The sequence below is a fragment of the Cupriavidus sp. BIS7 genome (assembly GCF_000292345.1).
GTDB lineage: Bacteria > Pseudomonadota > Gammaproteobacteria > Burkholderiales > Burkholderiaceae > Cupriavidus.
In genome coordinates this window covers 1-25,975 of the sequence record NZ_ALOU01000090.1, presented here as the reverse complement: position 1 = coordinate 25,975, position 25,975 = coordinate 1, and the positions used below count along the sequence as shown (strand labels likewise).

The 25,975-nt window shown below is 64.3% G+C and carries 22 protein-coding genes; 10 read left to right on the top strand and 12 right to left on the bottom strand.

Features of this window, described 5'->3' with window-relative positions; translation table 11 throughout:
- Nucleotides 1–196 precede the first annotated feature (196 nt).
- The 4 genes from B552_RS29305 (at nt 197) to B552_RS0124995 (ending at nt 3,854) form a co-directional block, all read left to right on the top strand.
- Nucleotides 197–1,063, top strand: coding sequence for a nucleotide-binding protein (locus tag B552_RS29305; RefSeq protein WP_019451801.1), 867 nt, complete (start codon nt 197–199; stop codon nt 1,061–1,063).
- Nucleotides 1,064–1,644: 581 nt separating this feature from the next.
- A complete protein-coding gene (locus B552_RS0125005) occupies nt 1,645–2,268 on the top strand; it encodes a PAAR domain-containing protein (RefSeq protein WP_348600514.1) in 624 nt (207 codons plus the stop codon).
- Nucleotides 2,261–2,845 (top strand): T6SS effector amidase Tae4 family protein, encoded by a 585-nt coding sequence (locus B552_RS0125000; RefSeq protein WP_019451799.1) that lies wholly within the window; start codon nt 2,261–2,263, stop codon nt 2,843–2,845. The genes B552_RS0125005 and B552_RS0125000 overlap by 8 nt, the downstream gene beginning before the upstream one ends.
- 505 nt (nt 2,846–3,350) lie before the next feature.
- The gene (locus B552_RS0124995) at nt 3,351–3,854 is read left to right on the top strand and encodes a hypothetical protein (protein WP_019451798.1); all 504 of its coding nucleotides are present in this window, start codon (nt 3,351–3,353) and stop codon (nt 3,852–3,854) included.
- Between the two features lie 135 nt (nt 3,855–3,989).
- Here B552_RS0124995 and B552_RS27890 read toward each other — a convergent pair whose 3' ends face one another.
- Complete coding sequence (locus tag B552_RS27890) at nt 3,990–4,334, bottom strand: XRE family transcriptional regulator (RefSeq protein WP_019451797.1); 345 nt, start codon at nt 4,332–4,334, stop codon at nt 3,990–3,992.
- A 210-nt stretch (nt 4,335–4,544) separates the two neighbouring features.
- On the opposite strand from B552_RS27890, the gene B552_RS0124985 reads away from it, so the two are divergent.
- The 4 genes from B552_RS0124985 to B552_RS0124970 all read left to right on the top strand — a co-directional run bounded on the left by B552_RS0124985 (nt 4,545) and on the right by B552_RS0124970 (nt 10,769).
- Nucleotides 4,545–5,294 (top strand): M48 family metallopeptidase, encoded by a 750-nt coding sequence (locus B552_RS0124985; protein ID WP_019451796.1) that lies wholly within the window; start codon nt 4,545–4,547, stop codon nt 5,292–5,294.
- Between the two features lie 279 nt (nt 5,295–5,573).
- The gene (gene aspT / locus B552_RS0124980) at nt 5,574–7,289 is read left to right on the top strand and encodes an aspartate-alanine antiporter (RefSeq protein WP_019451795.1); all 1,716 of its coding nucleotides are present in this window, start codon (nt 5,574–5,576) and stop codon (nt 7,287–7,289) included.
- A gap of 78 nt (nt 7,290–7,367) precedes the next feature.
- The gene (aspT, locus tag B552_RS0124975; protein ID WP_019451794.1) at nt 7,368–9,053 is read left to right on the top strand and encodes an aspartate-alanine antiporter; all 1,686 of its coding nucleotides are present in this window, start codon (nt 7,368–7,370) and stop codon (nt 9,051–9,053) included.
- Nucleotides 9,054–9,140: 87 nt separating this feature from the next.
- Entirely contained in the window at nt 9,141–10,769 is a 1,629-nt protein-coding gene (locus B552_RS0124970) for a bifunctional aspartate transaminase/aspartate 4-decarboxylase (RefSeq protein ID WP_019451793.1), read from the top strand.
- 161 nt (nt 10,770–10,930) lie between these two features.
- Here the strand turns inward: B552_RS0124970 and hutG are convergent, their stop codons facing one another.
- The 11 genes from hutG to B552_RS0124915 all read right to left on the bottom strand — a co-directional run bounded on the left by hutG (nt 10,931) and on the right by B552_RS0124915 (nt 23,343).
- A complete protein-coding gene (gene hutG, locus B552_RS0124965) occupies nt 10,931–11,746 on the bottom strand; it encodes an N-formylglutamate deformylase (protein ID WP_019451792.1) in 816 nt (271 codons plus the stop codon).
- Nucleotides 11,747–11,803: 57 nt separating this feature from the next.
- Nucleotides 11,804–13,213: a formimidoylglutamate deiminase gene (locus tag B552_RS0124960; RefSeq protein WP_019451791.1), complete on the bottom strand. Its 1,410-nt coding sequence runs from the start codon at nt 13,211–13,213 to the stop codon at nt 11,804–11,806.
- Nucleotides 13,210–14,451 carry an imidazolonepropionase gene (hutI, locus tag B552_RS0124955; protein ID WP_019451790.1) on the bottom strand — a complete coding sequence of 414 codons (1,242 nt, stop codon included), beginning with the start codon at nt 14,449–14,451 and terminating at the stop codon, nt 13,210–13,212. Before hutI ends, B552_RS0124960 begins: the two co-directional genes overlap by 4 nt.
- Nucleotides 14,448–15,032: a HutD family protein gene (locus B552_RS0124950; protein ID WP_019451789.1), complete on the bottom strand. Its 585-nt coding sequence runs from the start codon at nt 15,030–15,032 to the stop codon at nt 14,448–14,450. Before B552_RS0124950 ends, hutI begins: the two co-directional genes overlap by 4 nt.
- A complete protein-coding gene (gene hutU, locus B552_RS0124945; RefSeq protein ID WP_019451788.1) occupies nt 15,032–16,735 on the bottom strand; it encodes a urocanate hydratase in 1,704 nt (567 codons plus the stop codon). Before hutU ends, B552_RS0124950 begins: the two co-directional genes overlap by 1 nt.
- A gap of 144 nt (nt 16,736–16,879) precedes the next feature.
- The gene (hutH, locus tag B552_RS0124940; RefSeq protein WP_019451787.1) at nt 16,880–18,448 is read right to left on the bottom strand and encodes a histidine ammonia-lyase; all 1,569 of its coding nucleotides are present in this window, start codon (nt 18,446–18,448) and stop codon (nt 16,880–16,882) included.
- Nucleotides 18,449–18,599: 151 nt separating this feature from the next.
- Complete coding sequence (hutC, locus tag B552_RS0124935; RefSeq protein WP_019451786.1) at nt 18,600–19,364, bottom strand: histidine utilization repressor; 765 nt, start codon at nt 19,362–19,364, stop codon at nt 18,600–18,602.
- A gap of 4 nt (nt 19,365–19,368) precedes the next feature.
- Entirely contained in the window at nt 19,369–20,148 is a 780-nt protein-coding gene (locus tag B552_RS0124930; protein WP_019451785.1) for an ABC transporter ATP-binding protein, read from the bottom strand.
- Nucleotides 20,145–21,017 (bottom strand): ABC transporter permease, encoded by an 873-nt coding sequence (locus tag B552_RS0124925; RefSeq protein WP_019451784.1) that lies wholly within the window; start codon nt 21,015–21,017, stop codon nt 20,145–20,147. The genes B552_RS0124930 and B552_RS0124925 overlap by 4 nt, the downstream gene beginning before the upstream one ends.
- A gap of 16 nt (nt 21,018–21,033) precedes the next feature.
- Nucleotides 21,034–21,990, bottom strand: a complete 957-nt coding sequence (locus B552_RS0124920; protein WP_019451783.1) for an ABC transporter substrate-binding protein — start codon at nt 21,988–21,990, stop codon at nt 21,034–21,036.
- Between the two features lie 327 nt (nt 21,991–22,317).
- Nucleotides 22,318–23,343 carry an NAD-dependent epimerase/dehydratase family protein gene (locus B552_RS0124915; RefSeq protein ID WP_019451782.1) on the bottom strand — a complete coding sequence of 342 codons (1,026 nt, stop codon included), beginning with the start codon at nt 23,341–23,343 and terminating at the stop codon, nt 22,318–22,320.
- Between the two features lie 10 nt (nt 23,344–23,353).
- Here B552_RS0124915 and B552_RS0124910 point away from each other — a divergent pair, with 10 nt between their 5' ends.
- Complete coding sequence (locus tag B552_RS0124910; RefSeq protein WP_019451781.1) at nt 23,354–24,409, top strand: CDP-6-deoxy-delta-3,4-glucoseen reductase; 1,056 nt, start codon at nt 23,354–23,356, stop codon at nt 24,407–24,409.
- 272 nt (nt 24,410–24,681) lie between these two features.
- Entirely contained in the window at nt 24,682–25,869 is a 1,188-nt protein-coding gene (locus B552_RS0124905; protein ID WP_019451780.1) for an acetylornithine transaminase, read from the top strand.
- Nucleotides 25,870–25,975 lie beyond the last annotated feature (106 nt).

Here is a 25,975-nt window from a genome sequence, read left to right as displayed (position 1 = left end):
GGAAATTAGACCACCACACTGGGCTGAGCCGTTGCAGGGGCACGGGGGAAACTGGCGCTGAGGTCTTATCAGATACCCTCTCGTAAATTTTCCCCGGATATTTGAGGCCGCAGTCCATCAACTGGTTCAGTCAGTTTTGCCTCTGAAACATCAAGTATCATCAGGCCCCATACCAGTCACATTAGAGACAAAGTTAATGGCGATTCGCAAAGCCCGTAGTCCGGAACCGCGCGCAGAACTGCGACTAAAGAAGACCCTTACTGAGGCGCGCTCCCTTGTTGATGCGCAGATAGCCAAGGGGGAAGCCCTTCTGAAAGAGCAGGTGGCAAATCAGGACACCTACGAAGACCTTCAGCGGCGTTATTACTCGTGGTCTTCCTACTGTACGGACCTACTGAAAACCATCGCCACAACCAATGAACTCTCTGAAGAGTTCTCATTTTGGGGCATTAGCGGGGTTTCAATCGATGCAACGTTGGGAGAATTGGTCAACGATTTGCGTAGGGACATCAAGACCGCAGTTGACCGGCTCGGCTCAATAAAGGAGCGGCTGGAGTTGTTTCCTAGTGATGTTTCGGAATCGGCTCGGGATACTGACACAAGGCGCGCTGTGCCTGACATGAAGAACGTCTTCATCGTGCATGGGCATGATGAGGCGGCCAAACAATCTGTCGCCCGCGTTCTCCAGACACTTGGTTTGAACCCCGTGATTCTCCACGAGCAAGCGAATCAAGGAAGAACCATCTTTGAGAAGCTTGAGGACACGGCAAGTCAGGCGGGCTTCGCGGTGGTCCTCATGACTGGCGATGACGTTGGCAAGGCGAAGACAGAGGAAGAACTTAAACCGCGTGCGCGGCAAAACGTCATCCTTGAGCTTGGGTACTTTGCTGGCTTGCTGAAACGGTCAAGGGTATGTGCACTTTACAAGGACAACGTTGAGATTCCCTCCGACATTCTCAGCATCGGATACGTAAAGCTCGATGATGCGGGTCACTGGAAGTTCGAGCTAGCCCGTGAGTTGAAAGCCGCAGGCTACACAGTGGATGTAAACACCCTTCTCTGAGGCGGTTTCCCCTGGGGCGGGGCCAGCACGTTGGCGTCCCGGTTCGGTTCCCGGTGGAGCGGCCCTACGTCCCCCGATGCCTACGCCCTACAAAGGGTGAGCAAATCACTCACCTCCCCTGTACGCATCGCCCGGAGGCAGCCCATAGTTCGTGGTAACCTCTGTGGTAACTTTTCGTCACCCCACAGCGCACGGCCAAGCCCAGTAAGGCTTTCCGGCTAGCGTCCTGAGTTCGAAAGTCCGACCCCGGGCACCATCGAATTCCCCAGTACGTCCCGTACACAGCAGTCCGTCCAGCTACCCGGCTTCAATCGCAGGAGAAGCTCGGCGATCCCGCGTGCCAATTCGGCAGACCGGACCGGGTTCGTGCCGTCGTGCAACATTTCGAGCCTGCGGGTACTGCGTGAGATGACCAAGGGGGTTGGGCTTTGCGAGGGCGGAGTGACTGGCTTCAACTGGCCTCTCCGACACCACCGAGCAGCTAGAGATAAGTACTGTGCAGCACAGATAGCAGAACCCTTCATCTCAGATTCGCAGTTTTCCGATTTCCCGCCACTTCGCATTGCGCGCTAATAAACGCCTTGAACAACTACAAGGTGTTATCCGATGGAGAGCAAGCGAACGCGTACAGCGCCTGCGGAGGCCCAGCTATGAGGCGCAGGATTGCGGTAGTAGGGGACAATCTCTGGCCTGGCGGCGGCAAGATTGCTGGCTATTCTGGCCGTCCGGCATTCTTTCATGGCCATCAGCCGGCATTGATCGGCGGCGAAGCCTACTGCGAAGCCTGCAAGAGCATCGGGGCTATCGCCAAGGCGGGCGGCCCGCGGAGGATGCTGTTCATGGGCGAGATCGCATTGGATGGCGATATCGTCATGTGCCGGTGCGCGACGCCGCCTCGCATCGTGGCTACCTTGGCGGGTGAGACCTGGTATGAAGACATGGGCGAGGACAGCGGCGAAGTGGTCGCTGCCTCCGGCCTCGCGCGCAGGCAAGAGACCTACGACGAAATGCCGGTCGCAATGGCGCCGAGCGGGCCAGTCGCAGGCTACCCATATTTTGTTGAGACATCTGATGGGCGGGGTCTGTTCGGATACACAGACGAGCAAGGCGAGTTGCCGCGCATTACCACGATCTCTGCAGGTTCACTCACGATCTATTGGGGGGATGAGGCCCTGGCCAAGCAGCCAGGAGGTGAGAATGCCTAATAGGAAGAAGCAGGTTTCTACCAACGCAACCCCTGGCTCCAAGGCAAAGATTTCGTTGAAGGTAGTGACTTTTGCGGAAATGTGGTCGGCCTATCCGCAAGAAACTGCAATTTGCAAAGACCCCGCGACAGGCAAGGCGGCATTTACCGATGAGTGTGCAATCCGATTGGGAACCTGCCTCGCCAACGTCGGCATCACCAACAGTTCTTTTAGGGGTGCCCGCTGCTGGTTCAAAGATCATCCGCGCGCCCATATGTTACGCGCCGAAGAGGTCGCCAATTGGCTGCAACTCCGTCCTTTCGCTGGATGCCCAAGGCCAACGGATGTCACTGGCAAGGATTGGGCTTCGAAGGTCAAGAACAGAACAGGCCTGATCTTCTTTAAAGACTACTGGGAGCGGGAGGGAGAAAGGAGCCCGACCGGAGACCATATCGATCTTTGGAATGGCCAGAGTCTAACCGCAGCTTCACTGCAGGGTCGCATCAACAACTTCCTCCGTTTCACGATCGGTATCGATGCCTTCTGGTACTCGGACTTGGGTGAGGCCAAGAAGATCCTGTTCTGGGACATCGCATGAGGAAGGTGCTCGTGTCAGTAGCGATAGGCTTGATTGGCGCCATAGTGGGTTGCGTGGGTGGCCTCATCGTCGCACGAGGGGTCCCGAGATGCGGCGAAGACTGCTTTGCCTTTGTCGGCGGGCTTGTGGCTGGTGGCGGGATTGCAGGTGTGCTCTGCTTCAGTGCGGCTATCGTCGGACTCAACAAGACAAATTGGCGCCGAAGGGCTTTAGGGCTGGCGCTCCTGGCATTGGCCCTGGCTTTGAGCGCTGCGTGGATGACGTCACGACATTTTTCGCAGATGCATGACACGCAAGAGAAAACGCCGCCTGTCCTGACTGACTCTGATCCTGGAGCGAATCGCGCGCAGGTGGTGAACTACGGGCGGTTCTCCACTTCAACCGAGACCCACACCGCAATATGCGCCAGCGTACATACCAATCCACCTGCCCGTGCTACCTATGGGTGACCGCCCGACCGTCGCTCACAGCATCGTGAGGGGGTTTCCTCGAGGAGGTGCTGGCCATGAAGCGCATGTTGCTCGTCGGGATTGTGGTGGTCCTTGGGGGATGCGGCACGGCCAGGACACTGGTTCTCGAGCCAGTCAAGCAGCCCAACCATTTTCAGCGGGTGGAGCTAGTCGAGGCTCCCGCGACAGTGAAAGTGCCGGCACAGGTCACCGAGAAATTCCGGTCTGTGGTCGAGAAAGGGCTCTATGAGAATGGCAAGTTCCTGCGCGGGAACGACTTGCGGATCAGTTACACGATCATTTCCGACAACCCGGGAAGCCAGTTCCAGCGCTGGTTCTGGGGCGGCATCGGCAATGCCGGGGAAGGATCGCTGGTTATCATGGTCCGCTACCTCGACGCATCCGACGCCGAACTCGCAAAGACTGAAATCGAGGGCCGGATTGGCAGTGGCTTTTTCGGCGGCGATTTCGAGGAGGCGATTACCAAGGCCGGCGAGGACCTTGTGAAGTTTACGATCGATAACTTTGCCTCACAGGTAGCGCAGCAACCAGCGCAGTAACTCCCACAGCATGAAAAAGCATGGCAGCCGGCTGTGCGTCGGCTGCCAACTCGCGCCTGTGGGTGCCAATCAATATGACGACAACATAGACGTCGACATCCTCCGAATAGTGCGGCGCACGACGCTTTACATACATTAGTTGATGCGCGTCACGATTCCTCCTTCATCCTCGTCCCCCTTCGCGCGCACCACGATCTCCACGTGCTGATCCAACGCCACTAGCGCACGGATCAGGTGGTCGAGTGACAGCCGGCGCAGCCGGTACCGGCGAATCAGCGTGAGCGTGCGGGGCACGACAGCGGGCATTGCCGCCGGCCTATCGTCGCGATTGTCGCGAGTCTGTTCATCGATCAATGTACTGAGCCGCCCGGCCAGCGCCGAGCGCGCGGCAAGAGAGCCGCTATCGTCCGCCACCGGCAAGGTGTCGAGCGCGTGCAGGCCGGTGCCGGCAAGCTGGGGGATACGGGATTTGCGTGACATGACGTGATTTGGCGCCCATCACGTCATCAAGGCCATAAGACAACTCTGATTCTGCTGGCCACTGCATGATGCAGCAGGAGCCTGTCAGACACTCACCGCTGGCGCAATGCCCCACCAGTTGCTTATGCTTCTACCGCTGCAACATCGGGCACGCATGCTGAACGTCAGCCCGTGCAGAGGACGTCAACAACAGCAAACCAGGGAACAACCATGAATCGATTTACCACTACCGCCGCCGCCATTGGCTGCGCGGCGCTGCTGGCCGGCTGCGCCGGCGCCAACATGGACAGCCTGACGCAGGCCGGTGGCAACCTGTTTTCGGCTGCAACGCTCAACGATGCCAACGTCAAGCAACTATCCGACCAGTCCTGCGCCGAGATGGACAAGCAGAACACGCTGGCCACGCCGGACAGCGTCTACGCAAAGCGGCTCGTCAAGATCATGAGCGGCCTGCAGAACACCGGGTTGCCGCTCGACGCGAAGGTCTACATGACGAAGGACGTCAACGCGTGGGCGATGGCCAACGGCTGCGTACGGGTCTATAGCGGGCTGATGGACATGATGAGCGACGACGAAGTGCGCGGTGTGCTCGGGCACGAAATCGGCCACGTGGCGCTGGGTCACACCAAGGCCGCGATGCAGGTGGCCTACAGCACCTCCGCCGCGCGTGGCCTGCTGGGTTCGACCAGCAGCACCACGCTGACGGCGCTGTCATCGTCGCAATTGGGTGCGCTTGGCGAGCAGTTCGTCAATGCGCAGTTCTCGCAGCGGCAGGAAAGCCAGGCCGACGACTATTCGTTCGACCTGCTCACGCGAAACGGCGCCAACCGGCAGGCACTGGTCACGGCGTTCCAGAAACTCGCGAAGCTGGACGGCGGCCAGTCGAGCATGCTGAGTTCGCACCCGGGTTCCGCGGCGCGGGCGCAGCATATCCAGGACCGGATCAATAGCGGCAAGTAAAGCCGCTGGCAACGCGGGAGTTCGCCCTCTCCCGCCCTCCCCCGCCAGCATCGCTGGCGATACCGTCGCAACCATCGCTTCGGCCCCACTCCCGCACTCCACGCGGGGTGGGGACCACACCCACTCCCCTCCTCCGCCGACATCGCAGAATCTTTGAATGCGTTTAACACGCATTCGAAACGTTTCAATTCCGGCACAAGTTTCCCACACCGATAATGCTTCTCGCCTGCGGACTGCCGCATGGCTTGCCATGAGCCCTATGGAGGCGAAAGCCGCATCATGGAATCCATATCCGCCTTCCTTGCCGGACAACCGGAAATTGCGCTGTTCCTGGCGTTGGCGCTTGGCCATGCGGTCGGGGCGATCCGGATTGGCCCGTTCCGGCTTGGCGGCATCTGCGGCACGCTGATCGTTGCGCTGGTCATCGGCCAGAGCGGCGTGCGGCTGGAAGCCGATGTGAAGAACGTTGCATTCGCGCTGTTCATCTTTGCGCTCGGCTTTACCGGCGGCCCGCAGTTCTTTGCCAATGTTGCACGCGAATGGCGCATCGGGCTTCTGTCCCTGGTCGAGGTATTCGTGCTGCTGGGCCTGCTGGCTCTCGCCGTGCCGCTGCTGCATCTGGACCCCGGAACGGCATCGGGCCTGCTGGCAGGCGCCGCGACGGAGTCAGCCGTAATCGGCACCGCCTCTGAGGCCATTGCGCGGCTGGATGGCGTCACCGCCGAAGCCGTGCAGACGCTGCAGACCAATATCGTCACCGCGTACAGCGTGACCTACCTGTTCGGCCTGATCGCGATCGTGCTGTTCACGAGCCAGCTTGCGCCATTGCTGCTGCGCGAAAACCTGCGTGAATCGGCCGCGCGCCTGTGGCAGAAGCTTGGCGGGCGCGATGACATGGACGACAGCCAGAGCGCCGCACTGCCGCTGCTGGTGGCACGTGTGTTGCGCGTGGAGGGCGTGGAGGGCGTGGCGGACATGCGTGTGATCGATGCCGAGAAGAAGGTGACGCTGGGCGTCACGATCCGGCGCATCACGCGCGACGGCAAGACATTCAAACCCACGCCGGACGAGATGCTGCGCGCGGGTGACCTGGTGCTGGCCGTGGGCCGCCGCGACGCGATGGTCCCGTTTGCACAGGCGGTGGGCCCCGAGATGCCGGACCAGCCCGGCATGGATGCCGTGGTCCAGGTCGAACAGGCGGTGCTGCTGACGCGGCGCGAAGTGGCCGGCCTTTCGCTGGCGCGCGTACGCGAGTCCGTTGACGTTGGCGCGGGCCGTGGCGTCTTTGTGTCGCGCATTGCACGCATGCAGCATCGCATGCCGGTATTACCCGAAACCGTGCTCAGGCGCGGTGACGTGCTGACGCTCTCCGGCCCCGAAGAGGCCATCGAGCGGGCGGTGCCGGAACTCGGCTACCCGGTGATCCCCACGACTCGCACCGATTTCGTGTTCCTCGGTATTGGCGTCCTGCTGGGCATGCTGATCGGTTCGCTGAGCGTGAAGGTTGGCCATGCCGATCTGACGCTTGGCGTCGGCGGCGGCTGCCTGGTTTCGGGGCTGGCGTTTGGCTGGCTGCGCGCACGGCTTCCGGTGATGGGATCGCTCCCGGCCCCGGCGGCAGAGATTCTCAAGGACTTCGGACTGGCAACGTTCATCGCCGCCGTGGGGCTTTCCGCCGGCCCGGACGCGGTGAAGCTGGTCAAGCAATACGGCCTGATCCTGCCGGTGGCCGGCGTGATGATTTCCGTAGTGCCTGCGGCCATCTCGCTCTTTATCGGGCACCGGCTGCTCAAGCTCGACATGCCCATCCTGCTGGGCGCCGTGGCCGGCCAGCACTGCAGCACGCCAACCATCATGGCGCTGACCAACGCCGCCGGCAACAGCACCCCGGTGATCGGCTACACGATCACCTACGCCATCTCCAACGTTCTTCTGCCATTGCTCGGACCCATCGCCGTTGCAATGGCCAGCGCCCTGGCCACCGCGCCCAGATAGCGCACCCCGCGTGTCAGGGCGTTGGAAGCGCCTGCCACACGCTCAACAAAACCCGCGTTTCGCATTTCAGGAGGTTTCATGGATTGGCTGCACACCATCTTCCACAAGTCACCAGAATCGGCGTTGTTCCTATCGCTGGCCATCGGCTATGCGATCGGCAAGATCACGTTCGGCAAGTTCCAGCTCGGCGGCGTGGCCGGGTCACTGCTGGCCGCCGTGGTCATCAGCCAGGTTGGCGTGGAGATCGACAACGGCTTGAAGGCTGTGATGTTCGCGGTCTTCATCTACGCCGTTGGCTATGAGAGCGGCCCGCAGTTCTTCAACTCGTTGAACCGCAACTCACTGCGCGAGATTGCGATGGCGGTGTTCATGGCGGTGGCCGGGCTTGTCACGGTGGTGGTATTGGCCAAGCTGTTTCATCTCGACAAGGGCCTGGCCGCCGGTCTCGCCGCCGGCGGGATGACGCAGTCGGCCATCATCGGTACCGCTGGCGACGCGATCACCAAGCTCGGTCTGCCGGCCGATCAGGTCAAGACGCTGCAGGCCAACGTGGCCATTGGCTATGCCGTGACCTACGTGTTCGGCTCGCTGGGCGCGATCATCGTCTGCGTGAACATCCTGCCGCGCTTCATGCGTGCGGACCTGAAGACCGACGCGAAGAAAGTTGAAGCGGCGATGCACGGCGGCCTGCCGCAGTTTGGTCCGGGCCAGGCCGGCGCACTGCCACGGCTGGTCGGGCGCCTGTTCCGCGTCACGGGCGCGGCGGGCAAGAGCGTGTCCCAGATCGAGACGGGCGGCGAGGACCTGGTCACGGTCGAGAAGATCCAGCGCGGCGGCAAGCAGATCGAAGTCTCGCAGGACGTGGTGCTGCGGGAAGGCGACATCGTGCTGCTCGTCGGCCGCCGCGATGCAATGGTGCCGACGGCCCTGGTCATCGGGGATGAAGTCGCCGATGCCGAAGGCATGGGCATGGTGATGCAGACGCGCCGCGCAGTGTTCACGCGCAAGGGCATGAACAACAAGCCGCTCTCCGAGATCGTCGCCAACGTGAGCCGCGAGATGCGTCACGGCGTGTACCTGGAGCGCATCGAACGCTACGACCACGCACTGCCGATCCTGCCCGACCTCAAGCTGCAGCACGGCGACATCATCACTTTCTATGGCACCCCCGCGGACACCAAGCGCGCGGCGCAGCGTGCCGGCTATGAACTCGTACCGAGCGAGAAGACCGACTTCGTCTACTTCGGCACGGGCGTGCTGGTGGGCCTGCTGATTGGCCTGCTGGTGGTGCGCGTCGGATCGATTCCGCTGACGCTCGGTGCCGGCGGCGGCGCGCTGCTGTCGGGTCTGGTATTCGGCTGGGCGCGATCCAAGCATCAGATGTACGGTGCAATGCCCACTGCGGCCTGCCAGTTGCTGAAGGATTTCGGGCTTGCGGCATTCGTCGCCATCGTCGGCCTGAACTCCGGCCTGCAGGCGGTGAGCACGCTGCGCGACAGCGGCCTGACGATCTTCATCCTCGGCGCGGTGGTAACGCTGCTGCCGCTGTTCCTGACGATGTTCTTCGGCCGCTACGTGCTCAAGTACGACAACGCCGCTGTTCTGGCCGGTGCGCTGGCTGGATCGCGCAGCGCCAACCCGGCGTTCGGCGGCATCCTGGACAAGGCGGAAAGCCCGGTGCCCACCGTGCCGTTCGCCATCACCTATGCACTGGCCAACGTGCTGCTGACGCTGCTCGGGCCCCTCGTGGTCGGCCTGGTCTGACACCCCGCATCGAACCCTTCGAGCTGCCCGATCCCGTCGGGCGGCTCCATCCACTCGCATATCGGATTCCCACAAGGAGCAAACGCAATGAGCAAACCGGATCTGTCCACGCTTTCCAGCCTTTCGCCGTTCGAACTCAAGGACGAGCTGATCAAGCTCGCCAGCAGCAACGCCAACCGCCTGATGCTCAATGCCGGGCGCGGCAACCCCAACTTCCTCGCCACCGTGCCGCGCCATGGCTTCTGGCAACTCGGCCTGTTCGCGATGCGTGAATCGGAGCGCTCGTTCTCGTACATGCCGGAAGGCGTTGGTGGCTTTCCGCGCCGCGAGGGCATCGAGGAACGCTTCCACCTGTTCGCACGCGAGTTCGAGGATGTACCGGGCGTGAAATTCCTGGCTGGCGCCGTCGCCTACGTGCGTGACCAGCTCGGCCTGAGCGCCGGCGATTTCCTCTACGAGATGTGCGAAGGCATCCTGGCCTGCAACTATCCCGTGCCGGACCGGATGCTCAAGCTGTCGGAGAAGATCGTCGGCCAGTACATCCGCAAGGAGATGATCGGCAAGCATCCGTTCATCGGCGAATTCGACCTTTTTGCCGTGGAAGGCGGCACGGCGGCGATGACGTACCTGTTCAACTCGATGCGCGAGAACCATCTGCTCAAGGCCGGCGACAAGATCGCGCTGGGCATGCCGATCTTCACGCCGTACATCGAGATCCCCGAACTCAACGACTACCAGCTGGTCGAGGTATCGATCGACGCGGACCCGGAATCGCGCTGGCAGTATTCGAAGAAGGAACTCGACAAGCTGCGCGACCCGAGCGTCAAGGCCTTCTTCCTGGTCAACCCGAGCAATCCGCCGTCGGTCCGGATGAGCGACGAAAGCCTGGAATACCTGGCGTCGATCGTCGAGGAACGCCCGGACCTGATCATCCTGACCGACGACGTCTACGGCACCTTCGCCGATGACTTCGTCTCGCTGTTCGCGCTGTGCCCGCGCAACACGATCCTGGTCTACTCGTTCTCGAAGTACTTTGGCGCCACGGGCTGGCGGCTCGGCGTCATCGCCACGCACCGCGACAACATCTTCGACCAGAAGCTGTCAGCATTGCCCGACGCGCAGCGCCAGCAACTGCACAAGCGCTACAGCTCGATCACGACCACGCCGGACACGCTGCCGTTCATCGACCGCATCGTGGCCGACAGCCGCACCGTGGCGCTGAACCATACCGCCGGCCTGTCCACGCCGCAGCAGGTGCAGATGGTGCTGTTCTCGCTGTTCTCGCTGATGGACACGCCCGACGCGTACAAGCAGGCCATGAAGCGGCTGATCCGCAGCCGCAAGGCGGCACTGTTCCGCGAGATCGGCATTGCACCGGAGAACGAGGACGATCCGAACGTGGTGGACTACTACACGCTGCTCGATATCGAACAGCTGGGCGGCAAGGCCGTGGGCCCGGACTTCGTGAAATGGGTGCTGGAAACGGCCGAGCCGGCCGAACTGCTGTTCCGACTGGCCGAGGAGGCAAGCGTGGTGTTGCTGCCGGGCCGCGGCTTCGGCACGCGCCACCCGTCGGGCCGCGTCTCGCTGGCCAACCTCAATGAATCGGACTACGCGAAGATCGGCAAGTCGATCCGCAAGCTGTTCGAGGAGTACGTGGACCGCTACAACGAGGCCACGGGCAGCAAGGCCAACAGGAACGTGACGAAGAAGTAGGAAGGCTTTGTCCTGCTCCCCACTCCCACAGCGTGGGAGTGGGAGAGGGGTTGGGGGAGAGGGTGTTGAGGTTCAGATTGCGACTGGCCGCCGTTTGAACCGCTGGCCCTCTCCCCCGCCCCTCTCCCGCTTGCGGGAGAGGGGAGACAACATGCGGTGGTTCAACGCGCTTCTACGAACGCCAGCATCGTTTCCAGCATCTGGCGGATGGCGGGCTGGATCGCGGCGGCCTTCGCTTCGGCATATGCGAACGGATAGACCTCTTCCATGTAGGACGACTGCGTCTGCTCAAGCTGGATCGCGTGCACGCCTGCGGCCGGGTTGCCGTACTGGCGCGTGATGTAGCCGCCCTTGAAGCGGCCATTGAGCGCGGCAGTGTGATGCGGCACCGCATCGGCAATCGCAAACAACTCCGCGGCTAACCCCGCGTCGCAGCTCTTGCCATCGGCCGTCCCCAGGTTGAAGTCCGTCAGCTTGCCTTCGAAGAAGCGCGGCAGCATCGAGCGGATCGAGTGCGCATCCCACAGCGCGATCGTGCCGTGCTCGGCGCGCAGGCGTGCCAGTTCTTCCTGCAGCGCATTGTGGTACGGATGCCAGACCGCGCCACGGCGCAGCGCAATCTCCGCGTCGTCCGGGCCATTGGTGCCGTCGGCGTAGATCGGCGTCTTGTCGAACGTATCCACGGGACACAGGCCGGTGGTGTCCTGGCCCGGGTACAGGTTCGCGTTATCGGGCGGCCGGTTCAGGTCGATCACGTAGCGCGAGTGCGTTGCCATGAGGATCGACGCGCCCAGTTCGCGTGCGCATTCGTACAGGCGGTCCATGTGCCAGTCGGTGTCTGGCACGGTGCGCGCTTCGGGCGTGAGGCGTTCGGCCAGTTGCGCGGGCAGGTAGGTGCCAACGTGCGGCATCGAGATCAGCAACGGACGCGTGCCGCGATGCAGGGTGAAGGCAGGGAGATCGGTGGTGAAGGACATCTTTGTCTCGGGGGCTTTCTGGGATCCAGTCCGGGCTCCATGGTTGTCAATTGACATTCAATCGGCCAGCAGGCGTGCACGCGCTTCTGCGAACAGCCGGCCGGCTTCCGCCTGCTGCGGATGCACGCCATGCTGCACGCGGCTTGTGCCGCCCGTGCGGACTTCCGCTAGTGTCTCATGTCCGTGGCTGGCAAACACGTGCGAGGCCAGCGCGCGCGGGCCATCGAGTCCGGCCAGCGTTGGGTGATCGCCATCCAGCACCACGAAATCGGCACGTTGCCCCACGGCCAGCCCGCCCACCTGCCGCGCCGCAGCACGTGCTCCACCTGCCACCGCGTCCAGCCAGAGCCGGTCGGCCACCTGCGGGTGCCGCTCGGAAGCCAGCACGTTGCGGCGCTGCATCGCCAGGCGCTGCCCATATTCGAACAGGCGCAGTTCCTCGGCAACGCTGACGCTGGCATGGCTGTCCGAGCCAATGCCCCATGCGCCGTTCTGCGCCAGGTACGGCGCAGCATCGAACACGCCATCGCCAAGATTGGCCTCGGTCGTCGGGCAGATGCCCGCCACCGCGCCGCTTTCGGCCAGGCGCCGGCGCTCGTCCCAATCCATATGCGTGGCGTGCACCAGGCACCAGCGCTGGTCCACCTGCGCATGATCGAGCAGCCATTGCACCGGGCGCACACCGGTCGTCGCAAGGCATTCGTCGACTTCCTTCTGCTGCTCCGCGATATGGATATGCACGGGCGCCGTTGCGTCCATCGCGTGCAGGCCGTCCAGCGCATGCGCCAGGCTTTGCGGCGGCACGGCGCGCAGCGAATGCGGCGCAAGGCCGAGCCGCGCACCATAGGCCTTGCAATGGGGCGCCAGCTTCTGCAGCAACGCCAGCATCGCGTCGGTATCGTTGAGAAAGCGCCGCTGGTCATGCTGCGCGGGCTTTCCACCGAAGCCGGCGGTCTGGTACAGCACCGGCAGCAGCGTCATGCCGATGCCGGCCGTCTGCGCCGCGCGCAGCAGTCGCAGCGACATCTCGGCAGGATCGGCGTACGCCTTGCCGTCCATGTCGTGGTGCACGTAGTGAAACTCGCACACGCTCGTATAGCCCGCGCGCAGCATCTCGATGTAAAGCTGCGTGGCGATGGCCTCCAGCGCATCGGGCGAAAGGCGCAGCGCGAAGCGGTACATCAGCGTGCGCCAGCTCCAGAACGAATCGCCGCCCGCCGGGTCATCGGGAAGCGCCACGCTGCGGTACTCGGTCAGCCCCGCAAAGCCGCGCTGGAATGCATGCGAATGGAGGTTGGGCATGCCGGGCAGGACCGGACCAGCCGCACGTGCTTCGCCTGGCATGGCGGCAGCGTCCGGCGTCACCGAGGTCAGCACGCCATGGGCATCCCATTGCAGCCGTACATCGCGTGCCCAGCCATCTGGCAGCAATGCTTCGGTCGCGTGCAGGGTCGTCGGCATGTTCATCGGCGATCTCCGTTGCGGAACACACGCCCCTGCCGCACCACGGCTGCGCAAGGATTGCGGCCAAACCAGTAGGCCAGCTCGGCCGACGAAGCAACTTGCCAGAGCGCGAAGTCGGCGGCGCGGCCCACGGCCAGCAACCCATGCCTGTCTGCCGCGCCAAGCGCGCGCGCCGCATGCGTGGTCACGCCTGCCAGCACCTCGGGCACCGTCATGCGGAACAACGTGCAGCCCATGTTCATCATCAGCAGCAGCGAAGTGGTGGGAGAAGTACCCGGATTGTGATCGGTGGAGATCGCCATCGGCACGCCATACTGGCGCAGCAGTGCCAGCGGGGGAAGATTGGTATCTCGCAGGAAATAATAGGCGCCGGGCAGCAGCACCGCCACCGTGCCGGCTTCGGCCATTGCGGCCACGCCCGCTTCGTCGAGATGTTCGAGGTGGTCGGCGGACAGCCCCTTGTAACGGGCGGCCAACGCGGCGCCACCAAGGTTGCTCAGTTGCTCGGCGTGGAGCTTGACCGGCAGGCCGTGCCGCGTGGCTGCTTCAAACACGCGCGTGGTCTGCGCAATCGAAAAGCCGATGCCTTCGCAGAACGCATCGACGGCGTCGACGAGCTTCTCGGCTGCCAGCGCGGGCAGCATCGTGTTGCAGACCAGGTCGATATAGTCGTCGGCACGCCCTGCGTACTCGGGCGGCAACGCGTGAGCGCCAAGGAATGTCGTGTGGACGGAGACGCCATACGCTTTGCCCAACTGACGGGCCACGCGCAATTGCTTGCGCTCCGCCTCGAGCGTCAGGCCGTAGCCCGACTTGATCTCGATCGCCGTCACGCCTTCGGCCAGCAGCGGCTCCAGCCGCGCCGCAGCCTGCGCGAACAGCGTGGCTTCGTCGGCCTCGCGCGTGGCACGTACGGTGGATACGATGCCGCCGCCCGCCCGCGCGATCTCCTCGTAGCCGGCCCCGGACAGACGCATCGCAAACTCGTCGGCACGCTGACCACCGTAGACCAGATGGGTGTGGCAATCGACGAGGCCAGGCGTGATCCACGCGCCATCGGCGTCATGGTGAGGCAGCGAGCGATAGGCCGCAGGCAGCGCCGATTCAGCGCCAAGCCACGCGATGCGGCCGTGCTCCACGACGACTGCGGCATCGCGAATCTCTCGGGCCGGATCGGCTTCCGGCAGCAGGTGGCAACGATGCCAGACGCCGTCAGCGGACGGCGCATCGAACAACTTCATTTGACCAACTCCTTATGCAACGTCACGCGCAGGCACAGCGCGGCAATATCCTTGTGAACCAGCGTGACCGCCGGTGCCCCGGCAGCCATCAGCATTCCATCTCCGGCCGCCATCTGTTGGCCCTCGCCGGCGTCCCACGAGCCACGCAGCACGAGTACCAGCACCGTGGCATCGGCAGGGTCCACCGTGAACGGCTGGCGCATCAGCCGCACCTCGGCACGGCAGACGCCACGGCGCGTCATCACGTTGAAGTCGCGCGTCGGGCCATCTACCAGCGTTGCGTGCACGGCGGTATCCCCGGGAAATGCAAACGGCTCGCCGACGTGCTTGAGCTTGTGGCAGAACGAATCGTCGTGGGCCTGCAGATGCACGCCTGCCCCGTCGATCAGCACGATCTGACGATCAATGCCCGAGAAAGCCGAGAACGGCCCGTCGGCGGCGATATCGGCCACGCTGATGCGCCAGTCGAACGCATCCATGCCCGCGCCCTGCGGCCACACGGCGATCTCGCGCGTGCTGCCGCCGCCGTTCTTCCAAGGCGTGGGCGTGATGGTGTCGATCGTGAATGTCGTCGGCGTCATCAGCGGTTCACCATCGGCAGGTTCAGGCCCTTTTCCTTCGCGCATTCGATGGCGATGTCATAACCGGCATCGGCATGACGCATCACGCCGGTGGCCGGGTCGTTCCAGAGCACGCGCTCGATGCGCTTTGCCGCGGCGTCCGTGCCGTCGCAGACGATCACCACGCCAGCATGCTGCGAGAAGCCCATGCCAACGCCGCCGCCGTGATGCAGGCTGACCCACGTGGCACCGCCTGCGGTGTTCAGCAGCGCGTTGAGCAGCGGCCAGTCGGAGACCGCGTCGGAGCCGTCGCGCATCGCCTCGGTCTCACGGTTCGGCGACGCCACCGAGCCGCAGTCAAGGTGATCACGGCCAATCACGACCGGCGCCTTCAACTCACCGTTCCTGACCATCTCGTTGAAGGCCAGGCCGGCGCGATGGCGCTCGTCCAGGCCCACCCAGCAGATGCGCGCAGGCAGGCCCTGGAACGCGATGCGGTCGCGCGCCATGTCGAGCCAGCGGTGCAGGTGGCGATCCTCGGGGAACAGCTCCTTCATCTTGGCATCGGTCTTGTAGATGTCCTCGGGGTCACCGGACAGCGCCACCCAGCGGAACGGCCCCTTGCCACGGCAGAACAGCGGGCGGATATAGGCCGGCACAAAGCCGGGGAAGTCGAACGCGTTCTTCACGCCTTCGTCGAACGCCACCTGGCGGATGTTGTTGCCGTAGTCGAGCGTGGGCACGCCCATCTTCTGGAACGCGAGCATCGCTTCCACATGCTTGACGATCGACGTGCGCGCCGCCGCTTCCACGGCCTTGGGGTCGCGCTGGCGCAGGTCTTCCCATTGCGCCACTGTCCAGCCTTCGGGCAGGTAGCCGTTGACGAGGTCGTGGGCCGAGGTCTGGTCGGTGACGATGTCCGGACGCATGCCGCCAGCCTGCGCACGGCGCACCAGTTCGGGAACGATTTCGGCCGCGTTACCGAGCAGGCCCACCGAGATCGCCTGGCCGCTCTTTGTGGCATCGGCGATCATCGCCAGCGCGTCGTCGAGCGTGGTGGCCTTCTTGTCGAGGTAGCGCGTGCGGATGCGGAAATCGATGCGCGATTCCTGGCATTCGATCGCCAGCACGCAGGCACCAGCCAGCACGCCGGCCAGCGGCTGCGCGCCGCCCATGCCACCCAGGCCGGCGGTCAGGATCCACTTGCCGGTCAGGTCACCGTTGTAGTGCTGGTTGCCCGCTTCCGCGAACGTTTCGAATGTGCCCTGCACGATGCCTTGCGTGCCGATGTAGATCCACGAGCCCGCTGTCATCTGGCCGTACATCATCAGGCCGGCGCGATCGAGTTCGTTGAACTTGTCCCACGTGGCCCAGTGCGGCACGAGGTTCGAGTTGGCGATCAGCACACGCGGCGCATCGGCATGGGTGCGGAACACGCCCACCGGCTTGCCCGACTGCACGAGCAGCGACTCGTCTTCGCCCAGACGGCGCAGGCAGTCAAGAATCGCGTCGAAACACTCCCAGTTGCGCGCTGCCTTGCCGATGCCGCCATAGACCACCAGATCCTGCGGGCGCTCTGCCACGTCGGGGTCGAGGTTGTTCTGGATCATGCGGTAGGCGGCTTCGATCAGCCAGTTCTTGCAGTGAAGCTGGCTGCCATGCGGCGCCCGGATTTCGCGCGGGCCGCGCGCGGTCTCGGTGAATTGGTGTTCGTTCGCGTTCATGGTTTGTCTCGTATGTTTGAAAGCTGATCGGATGCGGAAAGGCCTGCCCTCTCCCCCGGCCCCTCTCCCGCCTTGCGGGAGAGGGGAGACCACATCCCCTCTCCCACGTGTGTGGGAGAGGGGTAGGGGGAGAGGGCCAGCGCATCAAGCTCCGACATTCGTCGGCAAGATCCCCCTCACGGCCTCAGGCCAACCCGCGCCCGCATCGCCCTGGATCACCCACTGCTTCATGGCTTCGATATCGGGCGCCAGGTAGCGGTCCGATTCGACAAACGCCACGCGCGCACGAATCCGCGCCAGTTCCTGCTCCACCAGCGGCGACGACTTCAGCGGCCGATGGAATTCGATGCCCTGCGCTGCGGCCATCGCCTCGATGCCAACGACGACGGCGGTATTGGCTGCCATCTCGCCAAGGCGGCGCGCGCCGTAGGTGGCCATCGACACATGGTCCTCCTGGTTGGCCGAGGTCGGCAGGCTGTCCACGCTCGACGGGTGGGCCAGCGACTTGTTCTCGGACGCCAGCGCCGCGGCCGTGACCTGCGCGATCATGAAGCCCGAGTTCAGGCCGCCATCGCGCACAAGGAACGGCGGCAGGCCCGACAGGCCCGTATCGAGCAGCAGCGCGAGGCGGCGTTCGGAGATCGCGCCAATCTCGGCGATGGCCAGCGCGATGATGTCGGCCGCAAATGCCACCGGCTCGGCGTGGAAGTTGCCGCCGGACACCACATCGCCCTGTTCGGAGAACACCAGCGGGTTGTCCGATGCGGCATTGGCCTCGATGCGCAGGATGCGGGCGGCATGGGTCAGGTTGTCCAGGCAGGCGCCCATCACCTGCGGCTGGCAGCGGATCGAATACGGGTCCTGCACGCGGCCGCACATCTTGTGCGAATCAACAATTTGGCTGCCGTCCAGCATCGAGCGCACGGCACCGGCCACCGAGATCTGCCCGGCCTGGCCGCGCGCTTCGTGGATGCGTGCGTCAAACGGTTTGACCGATCCCTTGATGGCCTCCAGCGACAGCGCGCCGGCCACCAGTCCGGCCGCAAATGCGTCCTCTGCGGCAAACAGCCCGGCCAGCGCCAGCGCGGTGGACACCTGCGTGCCGTTGAGCAGCGCCAGCCCTTCCTTCGGTCCCAGCGTGAACGCATCGAGCCCGGCATGGGCCAGCCCCTGCGCTGCCGGCACGCGCTTGCCATCGACATACACATCGCCCACGCCAATCAGCGTGCACGACATGTGCGCGAGCGGCGCCAGGTCGCCCGAGGCACCGACCGAGCCCTTGGCCGGGATGCACGGCGTCACGCCGTGGTTGGCCAGCGCGAGCAGCGCCTCGATCAATTCAGGGCGCACGCCCGAATGTCCGCGCGCCAGGCTGACGGCCTTGATCGCCAGGATCAGCCGCACGGTGTCGACGGCCAGGTCCGGGCCCGTGCCCACGCTGTGCGACAGCACGAGGTTGCGTTGCAGTTGGGCCAGCTTGTCGTGCGCGATGCGCGACTGGGCGAGCTTGCCGAAGCCGGTGTTGATGCCATAGACCACGGCATCTGCGTCGATGATGTCCTGCACGGTGGCCTGCGCGGCACGCACGCCGGCCCAGGCCGACTCGGCCATCGCCAGGCGCACTTCACCACGATGGATACGTCGCAGGTCGTCCAGCGAAACGTGGCCGGGGTTCAGCGTCAGGAGCGGTCGGGAGTCTTGGGTCATCGTCATTCTCTGCTTGCGATCTTTGATTGGATTGCACTGCGGTCTTCGGTAAAGACCTGGTGATGGACCTTGTATGGCGGCCTTGTATGGGCCTGTCTATACAGGTTAGTCCAAAAATAAGCCCGATGGCCAGCCTGGCTGGCCTCGGGCGATGAAATCAGCCGAACGCGGGATTGCCGTCGGCGCGGAAGCGGCTGCCCAGGCGATAGCGGTTGCCCGGATGCAGGCAGCGCACAAACGTCACCGGCACGCCGCCGGTCCAGGTGCGCCGCGTCAGCAGCAGGCACGGTTGCGTCGGTGCCATCTCAAGCTGCGCAGCCTGGTCGGGCGTCGCGGAGATCGCATCGACCACATGCTCCACCTGGTCGTATGGCACGTTGCGCAACAGGTATTCGCCGGGCTGCGTGTGGCTGAAATCCTGGTTGATGAAATCGGGCGCCACGCGCGGATTCACGTAGCGGTCCTCGAGCTGCACGGGCACGCCGTCCTCGCGATGGACGCAGACCGAGTGGTAGACGGACTCGCCCGTATGCAGCTCCAGCGCCGCGGCCACCTCGATTGGCGCCGCGACGCGCTCCACCAGGATCACGTCGCACGCGTAGTCATGCCCGCGCATGCGGATCTCGTCCTGCAGGTTGACCACCGAAAGCAGCGTCGACTGCGGCTTGTGCTCGGCCACGAACGTGCCCACGCCGGCCACGCGCACCACCCTGCCCTGCTCCGACAGCTCGCGCAGCGCGCGATTGACCGTCATGCGCGATACCGAGAAGCGGTTCACAAGCTCCTGCTCGGACGGTACGCGGTCACCGGGTTGCCACGCACCACTCTGGATCTGGCGCGCGATGTACTCCTTGACCTGCCGGTACAGCGCGGCAGGTGCGGCAACATTGGATGAGGTTGCCTGACTGGCGGACTGGTTCATGATGTCAATGCTCGGCCGCGGCCATCGCCTCGGCGCGAATCTCCTCGGTCAGTCGCGCCTTCAGCGCGGAAAACTCGGGCGAAGTCTTGATCGTGTAATGGCGCGGATGGGGGAAGTCCACCGCGATCTCGCTCTTGATCCGACCCGGCCGCGCGGAAAAAACCGCGACACGGTTGGCCATGAAGATGGCCTCGTCGATATCGTGCGTGACGAATAGTACCGTCTTGCGCGCGGACTCCCAGATGCCCAGCAGCAGCTCCTGCATCAGCACGCGCGTCTGGTTGTCGAGCGCGCCGAACGGCTCGTCGAGCAGCAGGATCTTCGGGTCGTTGGCCAGCGCGCGCGCAATCGCGGTGCGCTGCTGCATGCCGCCCGAAAGCTGCTTCGGATAGTGATGCTCGAAGCCGCGCAGGCCTACGCGCGCGATAAAGAAATCGCTGCGCTCCTTCTGCTCGGCCACGCTCATGCCGCGCTCGCGCAAGCCGAAGCGCACGTTCTGCTCGATCGTCAGCCACGGGAACAGCGTGTACGACTGGAACACCATGCCGCGATCCGCGCCGGGGCCCGCCACCGGCTGGCCATCGAGCAGCACGCGGCCGCCGCTGGGCGAATCGAGCCCGGCTACGATGCGCAGTAGCGTAGATTTGCCGCAGCCAGACGGCCCAAGGATCGTCACGAAATCGTTGTCGCGCACGTCGAAATCCACGGGCAGCAGCGCCTGCGTGGAGCCGCCGCGCGGGTTCTCGAACGTGCGGGAAACCTGCTGGATCGACAGCGCGCTCATTTGATCGAACTCCACGGGAACAGACGCTGGTTGGCCACCTTGAAGACAAGGTCCGACACCAGCCCGATGCAGCCGATGACGATGATGCCGAAGATGATCTGGCCGGTATTCAACAGCGCCTGGCTGTCGGTGATCATGTGGCCGATGCCTGACGACGAGCCGATCAGCTCGGCCACGATCACATACGTCCAGGCCCAGCCAAGCACCAGGCGCAGCGTTTCGGCAATCTCCGGTGCCGCGCCGGGAATCAGCACGCGCCGCACGATGCCACGCGGCATGGCGCCCAGCGTATAGGCCGCTTCCACCAGATCCTTGCGCGCACCGCCAACGGTCACGGCCACCATCAGCACGATCTGGAAGAACGAGCCGATAAAGATCACCAGCAGCTTTTGCGTCTCGCCAATGCCGGCCCACAGGATCAGCAACGGGATGAACGCCGAGGCCGGCAGGTAGCGGCAGAACGAGACGAACGGCTCGAAAAATGCCTCGGCCGCCTTGTACGCGCCCATGAAGATGCCGAGCGGCACGGCCAGCACCGCAGCCAGCACAAAGCCGCCCAACACGCGCCACACCGTCATGCCGATGTCGCCGATGAAGCCGTACTGCGTGAACAGCACCCACCCTTCATGCGCCATGGTCAGCGGATCGGCCAGGAACGTGCGCGACACAAAGCCGCCCAGCGTGGCGACGGCCCACACCGCGAAGAACACGACGAAAAACGACAGGCCGAGCAGCCAGCGCGCGCGCGCCGACACCGGCACCAGCGGCGACATCCACGGATGGCGGGCGCGCCGGGCAGGCGAGGCCTGCGTCGCCATTGGCGCAGGCGCGCCGGTGGCGGCGGTGGTTGGCGTGGAAGCTTGCGACATCGCTGCGGCCCCCGGCTTACTTGAGGTAGCGGGCGTCATAGATCGCCGTGACATCCGGCACCTGGCGGATCACGCCGATATCCATCAGCACGCCTGCCGCTTCCTTGCTGAAGCTGGCCAGCTCACCGCCGAAGAACTTGCGGTTGGCATCCTTGTCCTGCCAGCGCAGGTAGGCCGATGACTTTGCGAACTGGTCGCCGGTCTGTTTGACCGCCGCGCCCATGATCTCGTTGGCCTTCTCCGGCTCCTTGCGGATCATCTCGAGCGCTTCGAAGTAGCTGTCGACCAGCGCCTGCGCAGCCTTCGGATTGTCCTTGAGCCATTTCGGCGCGCAGCCGAGCGTGTCCGTCACCATCGGGTAGTCGAGCGTGGTGGCCAGGATCTTGCCCTTGTCCGGATTGGCGCGCACCGTCGACAGGTACGGCTCGTAAGTCATCGCGCCATCGTTCTGGCCGGCGACGAACGCCTGCGCCGCCGCCTGCGGCGACAGCGTAGTGACCTTGACGTCCTTCAGCGTCATGCCGTTCTTCTTGAGCATCCAGGCCAGGCCGAAATACGGCGCGGTGCCCGGCGCGTCCACGCCGATCGTCTTGCCCTTCAGGTCGGCAAACGTCTTGACGTCACCGCGCACGGCCAGGCCGTCGGCGCCGTAGGACTTGTCGAGCTGCACGATCTGCGTGATCGGCACGCCATTGGCATTCCACGCCACATGCGTTTCCACGGTAGTTGCCGCGCACTGGATCGCGCCGGATGCCAGCGCCAGGTGGCGGTCCTTCTGCGGAATCATCTTGATGTCCACATCCACGCCATGCTTCTTGAAGATGCCAGCCTTGTCGGCCAGCGTCAGCGGCGCAAAGCCGGTCCACCCGCTCATGCCGAGCGCGACCGGTGTGTTCTCTGCGTGTGCGGTGGCAGCGGCGGCAGATGCTGCGATGGCAAGAATGGCGATGACTGCGTGGCGTTGCAGCTTCATGCTGTCGGCTCCAATAGTCAGCAATGGTCGAATGTGGGGGCAGGACCCGTCTCCCGGATCGGGCGGTGCTGGCTGCATTGCCGCCGTGACGGGCAATTTAGCAATGCTGTATATACAAGTCAAACCCGGGGTTTACCTGAGACGGCGTACCGACAGAAGCGCTGGAACCGCCTATTCATCGGCGATAGCGGTGTATCGCCATGTTGCAGCGCACCGTCATCGATCACATTTCATAGGTGGAAAATCACGGGTACATATAGCTGTATATACAGCCAGAGCACATACAGGCACACACAGGCTGGTGTGCCACTCGGAGCCAACCGTGGGTCAGCGGTCGAAGAACGATGCGACTGTGGGATACCGCAGCCGCAGGCGCAGTTCGCGCTTGAGCCGACGGTTGTCGATTCGCCGCGATTCGCTCATGAAACTCAGCAGCGTCGGATCGATCACTTCACGAGCCTGCTGGCGCGTAATGCGTGGCGGGCGCGGCAGGCCCTTGCGGTCCGCCACGAGGTCGAAATAATCGGCCATGCGCAGTTCGGTGTCGTCGCTGGCGTGGACCACGCGCTGCGGGCGGCCGCGCCACAACGCCGCGATCATCGTGCGCGCAAGGTCGTCGGCATGGATATGGCTCGTGTAGACATCGTCCTGCGGCGCCAGCGCCGGGGTGCGCTTGTGCAGCCGGGCAATCGGCAGGCGATCTTCGGCATAGATTCCGGGGATGCGCACGATGCTGGCGCGCCAGCCCGCATCGCGGCCAAAACGCCGTATCGCCGCTTCCGCAACGACCCTGCGGCGGGCCCGCGCCGTTTGCGGACGGACCGCTTCGAATTCCCGCACGCGCGCGCCGCCGCGATCGCCATAGACGCCAGTGGTACTGGCATAGACAAACGCCCCTGCGGACTGATGCCGCCGAGCCGTCTGAAACGCCCGGTGCCAGCCCCGCTCGGGTAGAATGGCGGCCTCGCCAGCACCGGCGGGCAGACGGGTGAAGCGTGCCCGACGCCAGGCCGTGCGACGCAGTGCGCCCAACAAGGCATGCGTGCGGGGATCGCCCTCACCCTGCCCCGGAGGCGGCGCCAGATCGATCACCCGCTCCGCCAGCCCGGACAGGCGCGCCAGTGTGGCGGGCCGGTCCAGATCGGCCACCAGCGGTACCGCGCCGGCGGCGCGAAGTTCGGCCCGGCGGGCTGGCTGCGATGTAACGGCGAACACGCGCATGCGCGCGGACAGCAAGCGCAGGACGCGCGTGCCGACATCGCCGCAGCCGACGATTAGCAGGCGCGGACGGCCCAGGCGCCGTGCGCGCCGCGGGGAAGACAACGCCGTTCGCGGCGACAGAATTTGGCTCATAGATCCGATTATGGCTTATCAAGTCACCGTAATGCCCAGCGGCCACAAGTTTGATGTGGCCGCCGACGAAACCATCCTCGGCGCCGCCCTGCGCCACAGCATCGGCCTGCCCTACGGCTGCAAGAACGGTGCGTGCGGCTCCTGCAAGGGACGCGTGCTCGAAGGCACGATCAACCAGGGCGACCACGCCGCCTCGGCCCTGACGGCCCAGGAAAAGACGGAAGGCCGCGCGCTGTTCTGCTGCGCGAATGCCACGTCCGACATCACGATCGAATGCCGCGAGGTGCATGGCGCCGGCGACATTCCCATCAAGAAAATTCCGTGCCGCGTGGCCATGATCGAGCGTCTGGCCGACGACGTCATCGCCATCAAGCTGCAATTGCCCGCCACCGAGCGCATGCAGTACCTGGCAGGCCAGTACGTGGAATTCCTGCTGCGCGACGGCAAGCGCCGCAGCTACTCGATCGCCACGCCGCCGCACGAGGAAGGCCCGATCGAACTGCACATCCGCCACATGCCCGGCGGTGCGTTCACCGACTACGCGTTCGGCGCCAAGGAAGGCGCCCCGGCCATGAAGGAACGCGACATCCTGCGCTTCGAAGGCCCGCTCGGCAGCTTCTTCCTGCGCGAGGAATCGGACAAGCCGATCGTCCTGCTGGCCTCCGGCACCGGCTTCGCGCCGATCAAGGCCATCGTCGAGCATGCCGCGTACACCGGCATCACGCGCCCGATGACGCTGTACTGGGGCGGCCGCCGTCCGCGCGACCTGTACATGCACACGCTGTGCGAGCAATGGGCGCGCGACCTGCCGAACTTCAAGTACGTGCCGGTGGTGTCCGATGCGCTGGCGGAAGACGGCTGGACCGGCCGCACCGGCTTCGTCCACCAGGCCGTGATGGCCGACCATCCGGACCTGTCCGGCCATGAGGTCTACGCCTGCGGCGCGCCCGTGATGGTGAACGCCGCGCGCACCGATTTCACGGCGCAGTGCAAGCTGCACGAGGACGCGTTCTTCGCCGATTCGTTCACGTCCGAGGCCGACATGCACCCGGCCGGCGCGGCCTGAGGGTGCCCCCCAGTCTGCCGCCAGCCGTTCCGCTGACACAACAATGGCACCCGGGCCCGTCGAATTTCGCTTTGACACCCGGGCGCATGCGTCTTATATTGGCCGCCATGAACACCGCACTCATCCGACGCCGCGCTCGTACGTTGCTCCCTTTCGGGGTGCCGCGCGGCTGACCGTCAACAGAGTCTGTTCAGGTCAACAAGCCACGGGCAACCCCCGTGGCTTTTTGCATTTCTCCGTCTACCGTTTCATGCCGACCCCAGGAGTCCGCCATGGCATTTGCTGAGTATCCCGTCCAATCCCTGATGTACATCACCAACCGCCCCGAACTGGTCTTCACCGAAGGCAAGGGCTCGTGGCTGACGGACCATAACGGCAAGCGCTATCTCGATTTCGTGCAGGGCTGGGCGGTGAACGCACTGGGCCATTCGAACGAAGGCATGATCGCGGCGCTGGAAAAGCAGGCGCGCAAGCTGCTGAACCCGAGCCCGGCGTTCTACAACGAACCGATGCTGAAGCTGGCCCGTCAGCTCACCGACAATAGCTGCTTCGACAAGGTCTTCTTCGCCAACAGCGGCGCCGAGGCCAACGAAGGCGCGATCAAGCTGGCACGCAAGTGGGGCCGCAAGCACAAGAACGGCGCGTACGAGATCATCACGATGGACCACAGCTTCCATGGCCGCACGCTGGCGACCATGAGCGCGTCGGGCAAGGCCGGCTGGGACACGATCTTCGCGCCGCAGGTGCCGGGCTTCCCGAAGGCCGAGCTGAACGACCTGGCCTCCGTGGAAAAGCTGATCACCGACAAGACCGTGGGCATCATGCTGGAACCCGTGCAGGGCGAAGGTGGCGTGATCCCGGCCTCGCGCGAATTCATGCAGGGCCTGCGCGCGCTGGCCGACAAGCACAAGCTGCTGTTCATCGTGGATGAAGTGCAGACCGGCTGCGGCCGCTGCGGCACGCTGTTCGCGTACGAACTGTCGGGCGTGGAGCCGGACATCATGACGCTGGGCAAGGGCATCGGCGGCGGCGTGCCGCTGTCCGCGCTGCTGTGCAAGGCCGAAGCGGCCAGCTTCGAAGCCGGCGACCAGGGCGGCACGTACAACGGCAACCCGCTGATGACGGCCGTGGGCAGCTCGGTCATCGAACAACTGACCGCACCGGGCTTCCTTGACGACGTGAAGGCCAAGGGCGAATACCTGCGCGAGCAACTGCTGGTGCTGACGAAGGAGTTCGGCCTGGGTGGCGAACGCGGTGAAGGCCTGCTGCGCGCGCTGGTGCTGGGCAAGGACATCGGCCCGCAGATCGTGGAAGAGGCGCGCGAAATGGGACCGGCTGGCCTGCTGCTGAACGCGCCGCGCCCCAACCTGCTGCGCTTCATGCCGGCACTGAACGTGACGCGCGAAGAGATCGACCAGATGATCGGCATGCTGCGCGATCTGCTGAAGAAGCTGGCCTGATTCCTGGTCAACGCAATGAAAAAAGCCTCGCGAAAGCGAGGCTTTTTCGTTTGAAGCACTGGCTGGTTCGCTCCCCTCTCCCACGCGTGGGAGAGATGGAATGAAC

What these genes read in the sequence shown, in the direction of transcription:
- B552_RS29305 (WP_019451801.1), top strand. Translation starts at nt 197, where the DNA reads ATGGCGATTCGCAAAGCCCGTAGTCCGGAACCGCGCGCAGAACTGCGA.
- B552_RS0125000 (WP_019451799.1), top strand. Translation starts at nt 2,261, where the DNA reads ATGCCTAATAGGAAGAAGCAGGTTTCTACCAACGCAACCCCTGGCTCC.
- B552_RS0124995 (WP_019451798.1), top strand. Translation starts at nt 3,351, where the DNA reads ATGAAGCGCATGTTGCTCGTCGGGATTGTGGTGGTCCTTGGGGGATGC.
- B552_RS27890 (WP_019451797.1), bottom strand. Translation starts at nt 4,334, where the DNA reads ATGTCACGCAAATCCCGTATCCCCCAGCTTGCCGGCACCGGCCTGCAC.
- B552_RS0124985 (WP_019451796.1), top strand. Translation starts at nt 4,545, where the DNA reads ATGAATCGATTTACCACTACCGCCGCCGCCATTGGCTGCGCGGCGCTG.
- aspT (WP_019451795.1), top strand. Translation starts at nt 5,574, where the DNA reads ATGGAATCCATATCCGCCTTCCTTGCCGGACAACCGGAAATTGCGCTG.
- aspT (WP_019451794.1), top strand. Translation starts at nt 7,368, where the DNA reads ATGGATTGGCTGCACACCATCTTCCACAAGTCACCAGAATCGGCGTTG.
- B552_RS0124970 (WP_019451793.1), top strand. Translation starts at nt 9,141, where the DNA reads ATGAGCAAACCGGATCTGTCCACGCTTTCCAGCCTTTCGCCGTTCGAA.
- hutG (WP_019451792.1), bottom strand. Translation starts at nt 11,746, where the DNA reads ATGTCCTTCACCACCGATCTCCCTGCCTTCACCCTGCATCGCGGCACG.
- B552_RS0124960 (WP_019451791.1), bottom strand. Translation starts at nt 13,213, where the DNA reads ATGAACATGCCGACGACCCTGCACGCGACCGAAGCATTGCTGCCAGAT.
- hutI (WP_019451790.1), bottom strand. Translation starts at nt 14,451, where the DNA reads ATGAAGTTGTTCGATGCGCCGTCCGCTGACGGCGTCTGGCATCGTTGC.
- B552_RS0124950 (WP_019451789.1), bottom strand. Translation starts at nt 15,032, where the DNA reads ATGACGCCGACGACATTCACGATCGACACCATCACGCCCACGCCTTGG.
- hutU (WP_019451788.1), bottom strand. Translation starts at nt 16,735, where the DNA reads ATGAACGCGAACGAACACCAATTCACCGAGACCGCGCGCGGCCCGCGC.
- hutH (WP_019451787.1), bottom strand. Translation starts at nt 18,448, where the DNA reads ATGACGATGACCCAAGACTCCCGACCGCTCCTGACGCTGAACCCCGGC.
- hutC (WP_019451786.1), bottom strand. Translation starts at nt 19,364, where the DNA reads ATGAACCAGTCCGCCAGTCAGGCAACCTCATCCAATGTTGCCGCACCT.
- B552_RS0124930 (WP_019451785.1), bottom strand. Translation starts at nt 20,148, where the DNA reads ATGAGCGCGCTGTCGATCCAGCAGGTTTCCCGCACGTTCGAGAACCCG.
- B552_RS0124925 (WP_019451784.1), bottom strand. Translation starts at nt 21,017, where the DNA reads ATGTCGCAAGCTTCCACGCCAACCACCGCCGCCACCGGCGCGCCTGCG.
- B552_RS0124920 (WP_019451783.1), bottom strand. Translation starts at nt 21,990, where the DNA reads ATGAAGCTGCAACGCCACGCAGTCATCGCCATTCTTGCCATCGCAGCA.
- B552_RS0124915 (WP_019451782.1), bottom strand. Translation starts at nt 23,343, where the DNA reads ATGAGCCAAATTCTGTCGCCGCGAACGGCGTTGTCTTCCCCGCGGCGC.
- B552_RS0124910 (WP_019451781.1), top strand. Translation starts at nt 23,354, where the DNA reads ATGGCTTATCAAGTCACCGTAATGCCCAGCGGCCACAAGTTTGATGTG.
- B552_RS0124905 (WP_019451780.1), top strand. Translation starts at nt 24,682, where the DNA reads ATGGCATTTGCTGAGTATCCCGTCCAATCCCTGATGTACATCACCAAC.